Annotated in this window: 19 protein-coding genes; 7 read left to right on the forward strand and 12 right to left on the reverse strand. The window is 34.9% G+C overall.

The annotated features are described in order from the left end of the window. The first annotated feature begins 146 nt into the window (after positions 1-146). A complete protein-coding gene (locus ACZ5N5_RS17330; RefSeq protein ID WP_054859561.1) occupies positions 147-512 on the forward strand; it encodes a YugN family protein in 366 nt (121 codons plus the stop codon). Between the two features lie 123 nt (positions 513-635). Continuing rightward, on the forward strand, positions 636-1,694 hold the full coding sequence (gene ytvI / locus ACZ5N5_RS17335; RefSeq protein WP_464372833.1) for a sporulation integral membrane protein YtvI: 1,059 nt from the start codon (positions 636-638) through the stop codon (positions 1,692-1,694). Between the two features lie 176 nt (positions 1,695-1,870). On the opposite strand, the gene ACZ5N5_RS17340 is transcribed toward ytvI, so the two are convergent. The 7 genes from ACZ5N5_RS17340 to cyoE form a co-directional block, all read right to left on the reverse strand. Further along, on the reverse strand, positions 1,871-2,326 hold the full coding sequence (locus tag ACZ5N5_RS17340) for a DUF420 domain-containing protein (protein WP_054859563.1): 456 nt from the start codon (positions 2,324-2,326) through the stop codon (positions 1,871-1,873). Between the two features lie 22 nt (positions 2,327-2,348). After that, on the reverse strand, positions 2,349-3,230 hold the full coding sequence (ctaG, locus tag ACZ5N5_RS17345; protein ID WP_054787612.1) for a cytochrome c oxidase assembly factor CtaG: 882 nt from the start codon (positions 3,228-3,230) through the stop codon (positions 2,349-2,351). 189 nt (positions 3,231-3,419) lie between these two features. Further along, complete coding sequence (gene ctaF / locus ACZ5N5_RS17350; RefSeq protein WP_054859565.1) at positions 3,420-3,743, reverse strand: cytochrome c oxidase subunit IVB; 324 nt, start codon at positions 3,741-3,743, stop codon at positions 3,420-3,422. 3 nt (positions 3,744-3,746) lie between these two features. Beyond that, on the reverse strand, positions 3,747-4,367 hold the full coding sequence (locus ACZ5N5_RS17355) for a cytochrome (ubi)quinol oxidase subunit III (protein ID WP_054787614.1): 621 nt from the start codon (positions 4,365-4,367) through the stop codon (positions 3,747-3,749). A 1-nt stretch (position 4,368) separates the two neighbouring features. Next, complete coding sequence (gene ctaD / locus ACZ5N5_RS17360; RefSeq protein WP_464373795.1) at positions 4,369-6,216, reverse strand: cytochrome c oxidase subunit I; 1,848 nt, start codon at positions 6,214-6,216, stop codon at positions 4,369-4,371. 48 nt (positions 6,217-6,264) lie between these two features. Beyond that, positions 6,265-7,320, reverse strand: a complete 1,056-nt coding sequence (gene coxB / locus ACZ5N5_RS17365; RefSeq protein WP_054787615.1) for a cytochrome c oxidase subunit II — start codon at positions 7,318-7,320, stop codon at positions 6,265-6,267. 88 nt (positions 7,321-7,408) lie between these two features. Next, positions 7,409-8,344, reverse strand: a complete 936-nt coding sequence (gene cyoE, locus ACZ5N5_RS17370) for a heme o synthase (protein ID WP_464372834.1) — start codon at positions 8,342-8,344, stop codon at positions 7,409-7,411. 360 nt (positions 8,345-8,704) lie between these two features. Between cyoE and ACZ5N5_RS17375 the strand changes: the two genes are divergently transcribed. After that, entirely contained in the window at positions 8,705-9,619 is a 915-nt protein-coding gene (locus ACZ5N5_RS17375) for a COX15/CtaA family protein (RefSeq protein WP_281269922.1), read from the forward strand. Here the strand turns inward: ACZ5N5_RS17375 and ACZ5N5_RS17380 are convergent. Then, positions 9,616-10,848 (reverse strand): FtsW/RodA/SpoVE family cell cycle protein, encoded by a 1,233-nt coding sequence (locus ACZ5N5_RS17380; RefSeq protein ID WP_109984509.1) that lies wholly within the window; start codon positions 10,846-10,848, stop codon positions 9,616-9,618. The genes ACZ5N5_RS17375 and ACZ5N5_RS17380 overlap by 4 nt on opposite strands. Positions 10,849-10,960: 112 nt before the next feature. Further along, positions 10,961-11,242 carry an Fpa/YlaN family protein gene (locus ACZ5N5_RS17385; RefSeq protein ID WP_054859567.1) on the reverse strand — a complete coding sequence of 94 codons (282 nt, stop codon included), beginning with the start codon at positions 11,240-11,242 and terminating at the stop codon, positions 10,961-10,963. Between the two features lie 161 nt (positions 11,243-11,403). Here ACZ5N5_RS17385 and ACZ5N5_RS17390 point away from each other — a divergent pair, with 161 nt between their 5' ends. After that, positions 11,404-11,865, forward strand: coding sequence for a hypothetical protein (locus ACZ5N5_RS17390; protein ID WP_464372835.1), 462 nt, complete (start codon positions 11,404-11,406; stop codon positions 11,863-11,865). A gap of 128 nt (positions 11,866-11,993) precedes the next feature. Then, positions 11,994-12,584: a YhcN/YlaJ family sporulation lipoprotein gene (locus ACZ5N5_RS17395; RefSeq protein ID WP_109984511.1), complete on the forward strand. Its 591-nt coding sequence runs from the start codon at positions 11,994-11,996 to the stop codon at positions 12,582-12,584. A gap of 23 nt (positions 12,585-12,607) precedes the next feature. Here the strand turns inward: ACZ5N5_RS17395 and ACZ5N5_RS17400 are convergent, their stop codons facing one another. Beyond that, complete coding sequence (locus ACZ5N5_RS17400) at positions 12,608-12,859, reverse strand: hypothetical protein (RefSeq protein WP_109984512.1); 252 nt, start codon at positions 12,857-12,859, stop codon at positions 12,608-12,610. Between the two features lie 131 nt (positions 12,860-12,990). Here ACZ5N5_RS17400 and ACZ5N5_RS17405 point away from each other — a divergent pair, with 131 nt between their 5' ends. Continuing rightward, the gene (locus ACZ5N5_RS17405) at positions 12,991-13,197 is read left to right on the forward strand and encodes a YlaI family protein (RefSeq protein ID WP_109984513.1); all 207 of its coding nucleotides are present in this window, start codon (positions 12,991-12,993) and stop codon (positions 13,195-13,197) included. Between the two features lie 69 nt (positions 13,198-13,266). Here the strand turns inward: ACZ5N5_RS17405 and ACZ5N5_RS17410 are convergent, their stop codons facing one another. Then, positions 13,267-13,644 carry a YlaH-like family protein gene (locus ACZ5N5_RS17410; RefSeq protein WP_109984514.1) on the reverse strand — a complete coding sequence of 126 codons (378 nt, stop codon included), beginning with the start codon at positions 13,642-13,644 and terminating at the stop codon, positions 13,267-13,269. A 99-nt stretch (positions 13,645-13,743) separates the two neighbouring features. On the opposite strand from ACZ5N5_RS17410, the gene ACZ5N5_RS17415 reads away from it, so the two are divergent. Continuing rightward, positions 13,744-13,917 carry a DUF5325 family protein gene (locus ACZ5N5_RS17415; RefSeq protein ID WP_245902313.1) on the forward strand — a complete coding sequence of 58 codons (174 nt, stop codon included), beginning with the start codon at positions 13,744-13,746 and terminating at the stop codon, positions 13,915-13,917. A gap of 73 nt (positions 13,918-13,990) precedes the next feature. On the opposite strand, the gene ACZ5N5_RS17420 is transcribed toward ACZ5N5_RS17415, so the two are convergent. After that, on the reverse strand, positions 13,991-14,794 hold the full coding sequence (locus tag ACZ5N5_RS17420; protein WP_109984515.1) for an inositol monophosphatase family protein: 804 nt from the start codon (positions 14,792-14,794) through the stop codon (positions 13,991-13,993). Positions 14,795-14,808 lie beyond the last annotated feature (14 nt).

The raw sequence follows: 14,808 nt of genomic DNA on the forward strand, positions 1-14,808 counted from the left end.
CTATTACTTCCACCATCCTTTTCTATATTCCTATATTAAATATATAGAGGAGAAAAAGTTTTTATACTGATTCTTCAATATAAATTGCATCTTCCTGCAATTCATACTATTATAGTTTTAGTGATAATTTTAGATGGGGTGAATGTATGAAAATTCAAGACACAGGTTTAGAAGAATTATTGATTGATTTAAAACCATTAGATGATGGGATGGAACGCGCTAATTTTGTTCGTGCCGGTCAATGGGATTATGAGCGAGTTACATATGATTATAAAATTGGATCACCAGAAGAAAATGTAACCTATTACATTAGAATGCAAGGATATGCAGTAGAAGGAGATGTGGATCGTGGAGATGCGGTTATTAAACTACTTACTCCTTTAATCGGTAAACATTATTACCCACATGGTATTGAATATGGAGAAGAAGAAGACTTCCCAACAACTACTGTAGAACGCGCGAAAAAAATATTGAAAAATGTGAAGGAAAATATTCAACCATTTGCAAAATGATGTATGTAGTAATGCATATCCGGCTGTATACCTAATTATACAGCCGTTTTTTAGCAAAACTGATAAATAGATTGGCATCTAACACTGGGGCAATTATCCTGTGAAAGGAGAAATTGGTTTATTTTGATAAAAAATATTACAAAACAACAATGGAAGTTAATTATTTCGTTGATCATTATTGTCATTGCAGCTTTCTTCATTTTGCCTGTTTCCATACCGTTAATTATTGCTTTTATTACAGCACTGGTGCTAAATCCACTTATCCGCTGGTTCATGAGAGTAGCTAAAATGAATCGAAAACTTGCCGTAACAACTGTGTTTATTTTATTTCTACTCTTAATCAGTACAATCGGTACATATGCTGTTACAAAATTAATTACTCAAGTAATCCAATTCACCGAAAATTTACCTGATTATATTGTTCAAATAAATCATAAATTAGCAGAATGGGAAGCTAACCTAGAGCATGTTACAGAGGATTTGCCTGATGAACTGATGGATCAAGTAAAATCAGAGATTGAAGGTACATTACTCACTTTAAGCAATCAGTTACGAGAAATTCTTAACATAGAGAAAATCGCAAAAGCTATTAGCCTAGTTCCTGAATATCTTGTAAGCTTGCTTGTCTACTTAATCGGCTTATTTTTGTTTATGCTTGAATTACCAAAATTAAAATCGATCGGATATTCCCATTTAACGGAGAGAACAGCTGAAAAAGTAAAATTTATGAATGCACGTCTATCCTATGTGATTTTAGGATTTTTCAAGGCTCAATTTTTAGTTAGTGTGATTATTTTTATTGTCAGCTTAATTGGATTACTGATTATCGTTCCTGAATATGCGCTTATCATGTCCTTAATTATTTGGATCATCGATTTTATTCCAATCATTGGTTCTATCGTTATTTTAGGTCCTTGGGCTTTATATATGTTTATTGTTGGTGATCTATTTGTTGGGATTCAGCTATCTATTTTAGCTATTATTCTACTGGCTATCCGAAGAACAGTGGAACCTAAGGTGATGGGGAAACATATTGGCTTATCACCACTTGCCACATTGATTGCGATGTATGTAGGATTAAAATTACTAGGCCTGCTTGGTTTTATCGTCGGTCCGTTAATTGTTATTGCATTTAATTCAGCAAATGAGGCAGGGATAATTAGATGGGATTTTAAACTTTAAAAAGAGCTACCCGCAGGGGTAGTTTTTTTATGTGTGGCTGGGACAAAAGAATAGTAAAGAAAGAAAAATCCGAACATTAATATTTCTGCACTGAAATCGCTCCGTCAAAATACTCCGCTTAGTCAGAGGATTGTTCGGATTCTCATTCGCTTTAATTAGTTATCTCCTAACCACTTTTATGTTCCTAAAATGGCTTTTATTAAACTTGTCGTTTTACCGCCATCATATAAGACGTATAGTAATAAATAGACCACAACTCCTGTAATTGCGGAGAAAAACCAGATTACACTTGTAATTGGTCCAATTTTCTGATGTATGGCAATTTTTCGCTTCAATGCTAAAATGATCGTTACAACACCAAAAACGGCACCTGTTGTGGCTAAAGTAATATGAAATATCAAAAAAATCGTGTAGTAAATTTTTAGATCATCTGGTCCACCAAAGCTTGTGTTTCCTAGAAATATCGTACGTGATACATAAATGATAAAAAACGCGAGTGCACTAAATGCCGCTGCCAACATTGCTTTTTTATGAGCTTTATACTTCTTTTTTATCACTAGTCGCCAACCGATGGCCACGAAAATAGCACTTATAATAATAAAAAGTGTACTAATTGTTGGTAATAGCTCCATAACAACCTACCTTTCCAATACATTAAGTTTGTTGCTCCGTTGGAAGTGGATCAATTTTGTCCGCACCACTTCTAAACCATGGGAAGAAAATTCTGGCAAGAATAATTCCGTAGATAATCTCCTGTGAAATCTTCATTAAAATACCGCCCAATTGCTGATCCTCCACGAGTTTAAGTGGTGAGAACATTTCAGGTCCACTTAATTCTAGCCCGTTAAGTACATTTGCTGGAACACATAGTGCCAGAGCTTGTATCCAACCACCGCTTGCCCCGTAAGTTTGATACAGTGCGTTTGGTGCGAAAATGATCAATGCACAGGCTGGGGTGATCAGAACACCATTTGCGACTATGTATCCAATTTTGAGAATTGGAGACAATGTATCCATTTCTTTAATCGGTGTAAAAACTGGCCACCACATTAAAAATGCTGCAATCAAAATGGTTACCGTAATGAAAGCATGAGCAAACACATCCGCCTTGGCGAAATCAAAAATGACTGGAATATGGTAAAAAGAAAATAAACCGTTAAAAACAATTAAAGCTATCAATGGTTTAGTGAGTAGTCTCAAAATATTCCGAAGAACTGGAACATTGAAAATACGCTCCCATGCCCATTTTGGAATCCCTTTAATAATTAAAATAGGGAAAAACAAATAATACAATGCCATTTGTACCATATGTGCTGTAAACATAATATGAGATAGTAGATCAATTGGAGACCCCTTTATAATGTATAGAAATAGCATTCCAATGTGAAAGTAAATGATTTGGTTTTTGGTTGCTCTCTTTTCCTCTCTTCGTTTAATAAAAAGAAGAAAATAAGCGAATATTAAAACTCCGATAAAAATTAAGTAATAGGGACTCCATAATGCTCTAAATCCAAAAATTTGTAGCTCTTGCCACATTTTTATCACTCCAATTTAAGTCGTCACACTAATGCCTATTATACCGAATGTGAATATAATTAAAAAGCAGATAATCTGATTATTTTCTACAATTTCATGAACAAAACATCATACCCATTCTTCTTTGGTCTTTCCCCGTAATAGAAAGAACCTGTGAAATGTGTTGATCCACTTCACAGGTTCGAATGATTACCACCAAACTAATACAACTAACGCCAAAATCGTTAGAAATGCGGCAAATACTCCACCATAGAACATAAAGGCAGGCATCTCGTGCCCTTTATGACTCATATGCATGAAATAATAGAGTTGAAAGCCAACTTGTACCGCAGCAAGAACAATGATTACTGGAATAACGAATAACTTACTCATTTCTGCCATTACCATACCAAATGCAATAATGGTAAAAATAATCATTAAGGCAAAGGTAATCACTTGTTGCTTCATTTCTTCTTTTCTTTTTTGCTTTTCATATTCTATTTGTGCAGTAGTTGCAGATACTTTTTCCGCCATCGCTTAAAGCACCCCCATTAGGTAAACTACCGTAAAGATAAACACCCATACTACATCAATAAAGTGCCAGTAAAGACTTGCAATGTAAAACTTAGGTGCATTATAAAGATTAAGTCCTCTTTTCGCATTTCTAATCATTAATGAAACAATCCATAATAACCCGAATAGTACGTGGCCACCGTGAAAACCAACTAAAGTGTAGAAAGCAGATCCAAATGCAGAGGATCTTAATGTAAATTCATATTCATGAATATAGTGTGTAAACTCGTAAATTTCTAATCCAAGGAAAGAAAAACCTAATACTACAGTAATACCTAACCAGATTTGCATCTTTTTAAAGGCATTGTTTTTCATGTGATACATAGCATAAACACTAGTTAATGAACTTGTTAAAAGTATCATTGTCATGATAAAAACTAATTCTAATCCGAATAACTCTTCAGATGTTTTTCCACCATTCACAGAGTCATTTAAGGCCAAATAAGTTCCAAATAAGCTTGCGAAAAGAACAGTTTCTCCACCGAGAAAGAACCAAAACCCTACAAATTTATTTCTTCCTTCTAAAGTTCCCTTTTCAGGATTAAGAGGCATTTCTTTTGGATTTAGTACATCGTGTTCACTCATTTTATTCAGCCTCCTTTTCTAAATCCTTTTTGTGAATATGGAATCCTAGATCATCCTTTAATGAACGGATTAACATGGAGCCGAGAGTGATACCCATTCCAATAAAGAGGACCCATAGCCATGCAAGGTTATCTTTTTGATAAATAAATCCGAATCCAGCGATAAATAGACCAACAGACATAACAAATGGTAGTATTGTACTGTTTGGCATGTGAATATCATTTACTGGTTCAGCAGGAGTCATGCCTTTTCTACCTTCTGTTTTTTCAATCCACAATGGATCTAAACCACGTACTAAAGGTAATTGTTTAAAATTATAAAATGGTGGTGGTGAAGGAATAGACCATTCTAATGTTCGCCCATCCCATGGATCTCCACTTACCTTCTCCCCTTTAACTTGTGTTACAACAATATTGTAAAGAAGGACAATGGTTCCGAGTCCCATTAGGAATGCTCCGGCAGTACTTATAGCATTCCCCAAATCTAATCCTTGATCCTCTAAATATACCCAATATCTTCTTGGCATACCCATCAAACCTAGGAAGTGTTGGATAAAGAAAGTAAGGTGGAACCCTACAAAGAATAACCAGAAGGTTAATTTTCCTAACTTATCACTTAATACTGTTCCAAACATTTTTGGCCACCAGTAGTGTGCCGCTGCAAATAAACCGAAGACAACTCCACCGACAATTACATAATGGAAGTGTGCGACAACAAAGTAACTATCATGATACTGATAATCGGCAGATGCTGCTGCGACCATTACCCCTGTCATTCCACCCATCGTAAAGGTTGGAATAAAACCTAATGCCCATAACATTGGAGTAGTCAATTGGATGCTTCCACCCCAAAGTGTAAAGAGCCAGTTAAAGATCTTAATACCTGTAGGGACCGCAATGGCCATGGTTGCAACCGCAAAAATAGAGTTAGCTGCTGGACCCATACCAACCGTAAACATGTGATGAGCCCATACCATAAAGCCTAAGAACCCAATTAAGACAGTGGCAAATACCATTGCTGAGTATCCAAAAAGACGTTTCTTAGAAAATGTTGAAAAGATTTCACTAAAAATACCAAAAGCCGGAAGTGCCAGAATATACACTTCAGGGTGTCCAAAGATCCAGAAGAGGTGTTGCCAGATAACGGCATTACCACCCATATTCGGATCAAAGAAGCCCGAACCGAATAATCGATCAAACATCATTAGGAACAACCCAACTGTCAATGCCGGGAAAGCGAATAAAATTAGTGCGCTTGCGACAAATGCAGTCCATGTAAATAATGGCATACGCATATAGGTCATACCTGGTGCTCTCATATTTACAATTGTTACAAGGAAATTAATTCCCCCCATTAATGTACCTGCACCGGATATTTGTAAACCTAGAACATAGTAGTCGACACCTTCGCCAGGTGAAGTGGTGGATAATGGCGCATATGCTGTCCAACCAGCATCTGCTGCTCCACCTGTAAACCAACCAACATTAAGCATAATCCCACCGAATAAGAACAACCAAAAACCAAGTGAGTTTAAAAATGGAAAGGCGACATCTCTTGCTCCAATTTGTAAAGGTACTACCGCATTCATAAATGCAAAGATTAATGGCATTGCTGCCAAGAAAATCATGGTCGTCCCATGCATCGTTATAAGTTCATTATAAAACCCTGCACTAACGAAGTCATTCATAGGTTTTACTAATTGCCATCTTATTGCTAGTGCTTCTAATCCACCTAGAATGAAAAATAATCCACCAGCAACTAAATACAAAATAGCAATTTTTTTGTGGTCTACTGTCGTTAAGTAATCCCACAACACTGAGCCAAAGCTTCTTTTTTTCGTTGCTACCATTGTGCTCACGTTAGGTTAACCTCCCTTTATTTCTATCATCCAAATCCTTTATTTTGCGCTTTCTGGAGTAATTTCAGAAGGCTTTAATTGCATTAAATAATCCGCAATCTTTTCTGCCTCTTCTTCACCAATTGAATCTTCATTTAAATAAGGCGCTTCAAGCATTCCGTTTCCAGGTTTCTTTTCTGCTGGATCTAGAATCCATCCGACTAACTCCTCTTTCGTATGCTCTAATACTCCAGCTACCATAGAACGGTCACCAAAATTGGACAAATTAGGTCCTACTGATGGAGTATTGTCAAGTGCATGACAGGATAAACAACTTTGTTCAAAAAGTGCCTTACCTTCTTGAGCTGTCGTAGATTCTGGGGTTGCTTCTGGATCTACATTTTGCATATCCTCCACCCATTGATCGTATTCATCTGGACTTACTGCAACAATTTTGAAATCCATTAATGAGTGTGAATCTCCACAGAATTCCGCACATTTGCCCCAATAGACGCCCTCTTCCTTTGCTTCAATATACATGGTGTTCTCATTGTCAGGGTTTACATCCATTTTACCAGAAAGTGCAGGCACCCAAAATGAATGAATCACATCACTTGATAGCATATTCAAATAAACTTTTTCTCCAACAGGAATATACAAATCCTGACTTGTTTGAATTTGTTCCTCTGCATACTCAAAATGCCACCAGAATTGACTTCCCGTAACGTTAATATTAATGCTATCCTCTTTTTTTGACTCGTCAGCTAAGTCATATGTAACGGCTATAGTCGGTACTGCAATTATGAGCAATAGTAAGATCGGAATTGTTGTCCAAACAATCTCAAGTGTTTTGTTCCCTTCGACTTGTTTTGGAATTTTGTTTTCCTCACCCTTTTTCTGACGGAACTTCATGATGACGTATACGTAGATAATCATAACGATTAAAAATACTACAATCATCACTAAAGTAGAAATAATAATGACTTTAAATGATTCCTCTGCCCCGTGTCCTTTCGGCATCAATGCAGTTAAATTATCTTTACCACAAGCCGAGAGAACTAACACCATCAATGAAAACAAAGACAGAGTTCGGATTTTTCCCATCCATTCTTTCATCTTTATACCTCTCTTTCTATAGATACATACTAAATTATTATTTAGAAAAACTTGATAAAAATCAAGTTCTACTGACTATAATTTTGATTTACAATAAATTATTTGGCAACGTAAATAGTATTAATGATAGAAACATTACCGTAAGATAAATTAATGAATAGACAAACATCTGATTTGCCCATTTTTTGTCGTCTTTCACAAAAAAGCCTTTTACAGATAACAAGATCCATCCTATCGTTAGCAATGCCGCAAGAATGACAAACATATAACCAATGCCATGTAGAAAAAATGGAATTGGTAGTAAGCAGGTTACATAAAGTATCATTTGTCGTTTCGTAATCGCAAAGCCATGAACTACTGGGAGCATAGGGATGTTTGCGCTTCGATAATCATCCACTTTTTTCATTGCGATCGCTAGAAAATGTGGTGTCTGCCATATAAATACTAATAAAAATAAAATCCAAGCAACCGGATGCAAACTAGGATCTATACAAGCCCAACCAATTAGTGGTGGTACGGCACCAGAAAGGCTTCCTATCGCTGTATTAATGGTATATTTCCTCTTGGACCACATCGTATACAAGATAACATAACTAAACCATCCAATAAAGCCATAAAACGCAGCCTGAAAGGATGCTAATGATAATGTTAATAGTCCTATTAGGGAAAAAGCTGTTCCTAATATTAATACGTGCTTTAAAGAAACAGTTCCAGTAACGGTCGGCCTATTTTTAGTACGAATCATCACCCGATCGATATCACGGTCATAATAGTTATTTAAAACACAGCCACCTGCTATCACAAAAGCTGTTCCAATCACACAAACTAACATTAGATGCCAGTTCGTCTTTAAGGAGGTTCCAGTATAATAGAGAGCTAACCAAAATCCAGCAAATGCAGTCAACGTATTAGAATTTATAATACCTATTTTTAGTAAAGCTTTTAAGTCAGACCATTTATAAATATACTCACTAGACTTTGTTACAAATACGGAATCATTTGTCGATAACTCCATCTTATCCATTATAGTATTCCCTCCTTTCTACCATTACAAAACAAAAATAATCAATTATATCCAATGATATTGTATCATGGATTTAATATGTGTGCTATTTAACTTTCATTTTCCATTGTAATTATGACATTTCTGTGAACTTTAACAGTTTCCTCCTAAGCATGAACAAATCTATATCATTATTTGATATAATAATGATTCATGACAGGGTTTACTATAGGAAAATGGTGAGTTACATCATAATCTCACACACTATATAATTACTAGCATAATCTTTAAAGACTTTGCAAGAATTTTATGTCATTTTTTGTATCATTATGCTATGATGCCATTATAATCCATGCATAGGAGATTGGAAAGAGTGAATTTATGAGTAAACAAATGATTAAGTCATTAAAAGTTTTATCTATTATTACTACTTTATGTATGATTTTCGTATTAGTAGGTGGGGCATTAGTTACGAAAACCGAGTCAGGAATGGGCTGTGGAGCGAATTGGCCATTTTGTTATGGGGAATGGTCAAAAGAAATGTTCATTGAATTAAGTCACCGATTAGTTTCAGGGCTTGCGGGAATATTGGTATTAGCTTTATCGATTTTGTCTTGGAAATTTTACGGACACATTCGTGAAACGAAATTTTTAGCCTTCATATCCTTTTTCTTTTTAGTACTTCAAGGGTTAATTGGTGCCGCTGCTGTCCTTTGGCCTCAATCGGATTTTGTCCTAGCATTACACTTTGGAATATCACTAATATCCTTTGCTGCTGTCTTACTTCTGACATGTTTAATTTTTGAAATTGATCAAAAATTTGATGCGGATTCGTTACATATAACACCAGTTTTTAGACGTCAGTTTCTATATTTAACTATCTATATTCTAATTGTTGTATACACAGGGGCACTAGTAAGACATTTAGACTCAAGTCTAGCATGCCCGAGCTGGCCATTTTGTGACAACAGCACTCCCTTTTCCATTGATTATCACCTTGGTCAATGGGCACAAATGATTCATCGTGTGTTAGCTGGGGTTGCGTTTATTTGGACTTGGGTATTATTATTTTCTATTTTGAAAAAATATTCAGATTTTAAAGTAATGAAGCAAGGATGGATCATTCAGACTACATTCATCACTTTTCAAGTATTGCTTGGTGCATTCGTTATTTTTACAAGAGCTAACCTTATGATTGCTCTCTTACATGCTCTAGTAATTACTTTATACTTTGGATTTTTGTGTTACTATCTACTTCTATCTTACAGAAGCACAAAAAAAGGCGAGACCAATTAAGGTCTTGCCTTTTTTGTATTGATTCTTCTCGTAGATTGAGCTATTTTTCTTTTATTTTTCGTTTTAAAAGGATTAGCAGATGGTTGTTTTTCTTCTTCTGTTGTCAATTCCTTAAGATTTCGGTTATAGTTTACATGTCTTGCTATATTGTTTAGAATACCAACCGAAAATAATGATACAACCAATGATGTTCCACCATAACTAACAAATGGTAATGGCACTCCAGTAATTGGTAATAATCCACTTATTGCTCCTAAATTTATAATGGATTGAATGGCGAACATGGATGAAATACCAATTGCTATCAGAGCTCCAAACCTGTTTTCACATTGCTTTGCAATAAACAGTCCTCTTAGTACAATGATAGCTATGTTCACTACTACAAATAATACTCCAAATAAACCTAGCTCTTCGGCGATGACCGCCATGATAAAATCACTTTCCGCTTGAGTTAAATATCCTAGCTTCTGAATACCTTGTCCTATTCCAGAACCTGAAATCCCACCAGTAGCTATCGCGATATAGGATTGAATGAGCTGGTATCCACCATGATCTGGATCGGCAAATGGTTGGTAGGCTCCGGTAAATCGTGATATTTTTTCATCTGTTAACATATGGATTCCAAGCGCAATTAAAACTGTAAATCCTATGGAAATTAAGACAAACAGATGGCGAAATTTAATCCCTGAACTAAAAATAACGGAACAAGCAATGGCGAATATGATCGCACCTGTACCGATATCTGGCTGAAGCACTACTAGCCCAACTAATAAACTAGTAATAATAAGAGGTGGTAAAACCCCTTTAAAAAAATCACCTATGTATTCCTGCTCTTGTTTTTTCGTGTAAACAGATGCAAGATAGATAATGATGCCAATTTTAACAAATTCGGATGGCTGAATAGAAAATGAACCGATATATATCCATGATTTTGCGTTATTAACAGTCGCACCAAACAAAAGTACTGCGAATAAAGAAATAATCAATAATAAAACAATCCATTTAGTCAGCTTATGGTAAAATTTATAATTAAAAAAACAGGCAAATAGAAATCCTGCTAATCCAATTACAAACCACATTGCTTGTTTTAGCATTAATTCATAAGCTGGCTCTCCCTCTAAATAAGAAGTTACCATACTCGCACTATATACCATCACTATTCCAAATCCAGCTAACAATAGGGGTGGTAACATTAAGATAAAATCAAAAGTTTTCCGTTTTGGCTTCATAATGAATACCTCTTATATTTTAAATATAGTAGTCTACTGATTTACTACATACTCTATTCTATCATAAAATATAAAAACCTTGCCAATATGGCAAAGTTCCTAATTAAAAATATTATACTTTTTGTGATGCTTCATGCAATACATTCAATTGTCTCTCTAGATTCTCAAGCAATTCTTTTCCGTCTTTTTCATCTATTAGATTAAGTCTAACGGCAAAATCAATTTCTCTAGACAAACCAAACATTTGTGTATCTAATACTTCTTCGTATAGAGGACATTGCGGCATCGTTAAATTATCTATTTGAACTTTGATCAACTGTAAAATTTTATCTGCATCAGCCTTTAGAAGTGCATATGCCTGCTCTTCTTTACTAACCGCCACATCAGGTATCAAAAAAATCCCCTCCGTCAAAAACTTACTTCTATACTTTATATTATCGTGAATAAAGGAAAATTGCAAGATAATACAAGGTTGTTTACTAATATTCTATTCTATTAATTCACATTCATGCATTTTTTATTCCACTCTGCTATTCTTATATAGGGGTGATAAATTTGATTATACAAATTAAGGGAAATGTAAAATATCCAATTACATTGGACCCTAGTGTTTGGATTTTTGATGATCGAAAAATTCTGTTAGAAGATGCGTTCAAGGATAAGGTTATAGAAAAAAATGAGGAAGAATTTTCTGGACAAGATAGTAATCGGATCAAGCCACAAGTGCACAATAGTATTAAGAAATATAATAAAGATGAATTATTACATAGATCTTATGTAATGCCAATATACGATTTTATTGGTAATGCAGAAATAAATGAGGAAACTGAATCTGTTCAATTAGAAACATCAGAAGAAGTCATCGATATTACGATTGATCAACTGAATTCTGGCTTGCTTCTATTCTCGATCGAAGGTAAACAAATTAAAGAAAATGGACCTGCCTATTTCCTATTCGGTGATGGGTCTAATCAAGAGGCTCCCATAAAAGGACTTAAAGTCATCCACATACTATAATATTTAATATAACGTATCTACAGCTTTTAACTAAAAAGCCATTATCATCTGACAACCTTCTCTAAAAGTGTATGTATATTTTCAAACATAAAACGAAAAATATTCATATAAAGAGGAGGTTATTTTTTATGGTGAAATATATAACAATTGCTTTCGTTTTATTTTTTATGGTAGCCTGTGGTCAGCAACAACAGGAAAGTCAAACGAATGAACAAAATGATTTAGGAACGGTACAGCTACAAAATTCTGATCCAGCTCAACAAGAAAATATGAGTAACCAAGATAAAGCGAAATACCTAGCAAATGTGGCAAGTCAAGTGCCCGATGTCAATGACGCAACAGCACTCATCACTAATCGCGGCGTAATCATAAGTATTGACGTAAATGAAGACCTTGATCGCTCCGAGGTAGGCTCCATTAAATTTTCGGTGCTAGAAGCTATACAGCATGATCCATACGGAGAAAATGCTATTATTGTTGCAGATCCAGATATGCATGAAAGATTGAAAGGAATTGGAGATAAAATACAGCAGGGCCATCCAATTGAGGCAATTACTGAGGAATTATCCAATATTACTGGTCGATTAATTCCTGAAATTCCATTGAACGAAAAACAGTCCGAAAAAATAGATCAAAATAAGCAAAAAATGGACGAAGAAAAAGATCAGGAATTAGAAAATATTACAGATGAGCAATCTAATCATCAAAAGGATCGTTAATGCTAACGATCCTTTTTCCTTTCTTATTGTTTTGCTTTATTGTAATAGTTTACACCATATTGGGAACCTTCAGAAACCATTTCTGCATTTTCTAAGCTAGAATCCTCTGGATGTCCTGCAGAATTAATCGGCAAATCTGTATCCTTCTTTCTTAGAGAATCAGATATTTTTTGGAATTTATTTTTTATTTGAGCCCTTCTCGATTTTCCCATCAACGCATAGGATAATGTGACAACAGCTGCTCCACCGAGTGCACTTGTGATTTTTTTATTCATTTCTCTCACCCTCTCCTTACCTTCTGTTATAAGTTATATACCCTATCAAAACTAACTAAAACATTTTAGGTCTGACAAAATATGTTACAATAAAAAAAGAAAGTTTTATAAAAGTGACCAGAGGTGATTGAATGAGGGTAAAATGTGTCATCTGTGATAAAATCAATCGAATCGATAATGACTGCCCACAAGCAAAAAAGCTTAGAAATAGATTAATTCATACGTATATGTGCCCATCATGTCATGAGCGAATTACAAAAAAGACAAAAACAAGAAAACAATCAGGAAATTTTCGTCTATACCAAAATAAAAAGGTAAAGGATGAATTTCTCTCTTAAAGATAGCTATAGCTAAAATAGAAAAAGCCTGGGAGTCCCAGGCTTTTTCAAGTCGTACATTAAGATGGATTAATGATCATTTTGTGGTTGATGTTTCCGCTCTTGATGGAGTCTTAAACGATAAACTCCCATCACAATCGCTATTATAAATAAACTTTCTGCTAATGGTAAATTAAGACCAAAGATCAGCGTTAAGAAGAACATTCCAATAAACAGTAGTATATAAATGATCAATGATTTTAAAGGTGATAGTTTCTTCGCAAATCCGAACTTATATGCAATAATTGCGAATACGACAACAGTTAAGTATAAAAAGAAAAATCCTCTAATTAAAAGGCCCATCTCTTCATCATTGGCCATATTTACTTCTGTCCCTAAATCTCTCATAAAAAAGTCTGCAATTGGCCAAAGATTGTTAGGTACTTCGATAACCATATCCGTCTTCATTGTTAACCTCCATTATTTCTCTCCATAATCTCTATCATACTAAATAAGAATATGATATGCTAGTAAAATGAGAATATTGTTAAGGTTGGTGTGTCGAAATTGTCTACGATTCAATGGTCAAAATTATTTTTAGCAATATTTGTTATCCTATCTTTCTCTGCAGCAGGGGTTGGAATTGCCCTAAGAAATATTTGGGTTATTGTTGGATCCATTATTCTCGGCTTTTTGCTAATGGGATATGGTATAGCCCAAAAGAAAAAAACAAATGCTTAAAGTTAAAGAAAATTCGAATTAGTTCATCAGGATATGATCTAATTCGAATTCTTTATGTACAATATAATTTGCCTTATTTTAATTCAATGTAATCATTCATCAAACGTTCGTATATCTGTTTATTACAGGTTAAAATTGTATTATTATGCAGTAAATCTATTGGATTACCGTTTGCCTGAACGGTAATGCCGCCTACCTCATTAACTAAGATAAATCCTGCTGCAAAATCCCAAGGCGCGAGCTGCATCGTTAAATATGCATCTATAATCCCTTCTGCAAGAAAAGCAAACTCTAGCGCCGCTGAACCATAGGATCTCGTTCCCCTACTATCAATAATCAGCTGTTGTATTTTCTTTTCATTGATGCGTTTATTTTCACAAGCTATTATACTGTTCATGGCAATAATACTTGTTTCTAAACGAACCTCATCATTCAGCGGTTTTAGTCTAGTATCATTTCGGTAAGCCCCTTGTCCTTTAACAGCGGTATAAAGCACATCATCCATTACATTATAAATGAGACCAATTTCACCAATACCATCATGATAAATCCCAATAGAAATAGCAAAATTTCTTTTTTGGTGAACAAAATTCATCGTGCCATCAATTGGATCTATAATCCATACAATGCCATCAAGTGATTCCACCTTATCACCATAACCCTCTTCTCCTATTAACTTATGATCTGGGTAATTGGCTTTTATGTTCTCCACAAAAAATTGCTCAGTAGCTCTATCAACATCTGTTACGAGATCATTTGCATTTGATTTTGTATCGATTTTGAAGGCTTGCTCCATTTGTTCACGAATGTTATCTCCAGCTTGGTATATCCATTTCTTTGTATTGATTAGTAGCTCTTCTCGGATGGCATCATTCATTGCATTTCCTCCGT

This window comes from Gracilibacillus sp. JCM 18966 (assembly GCF_055392695.1).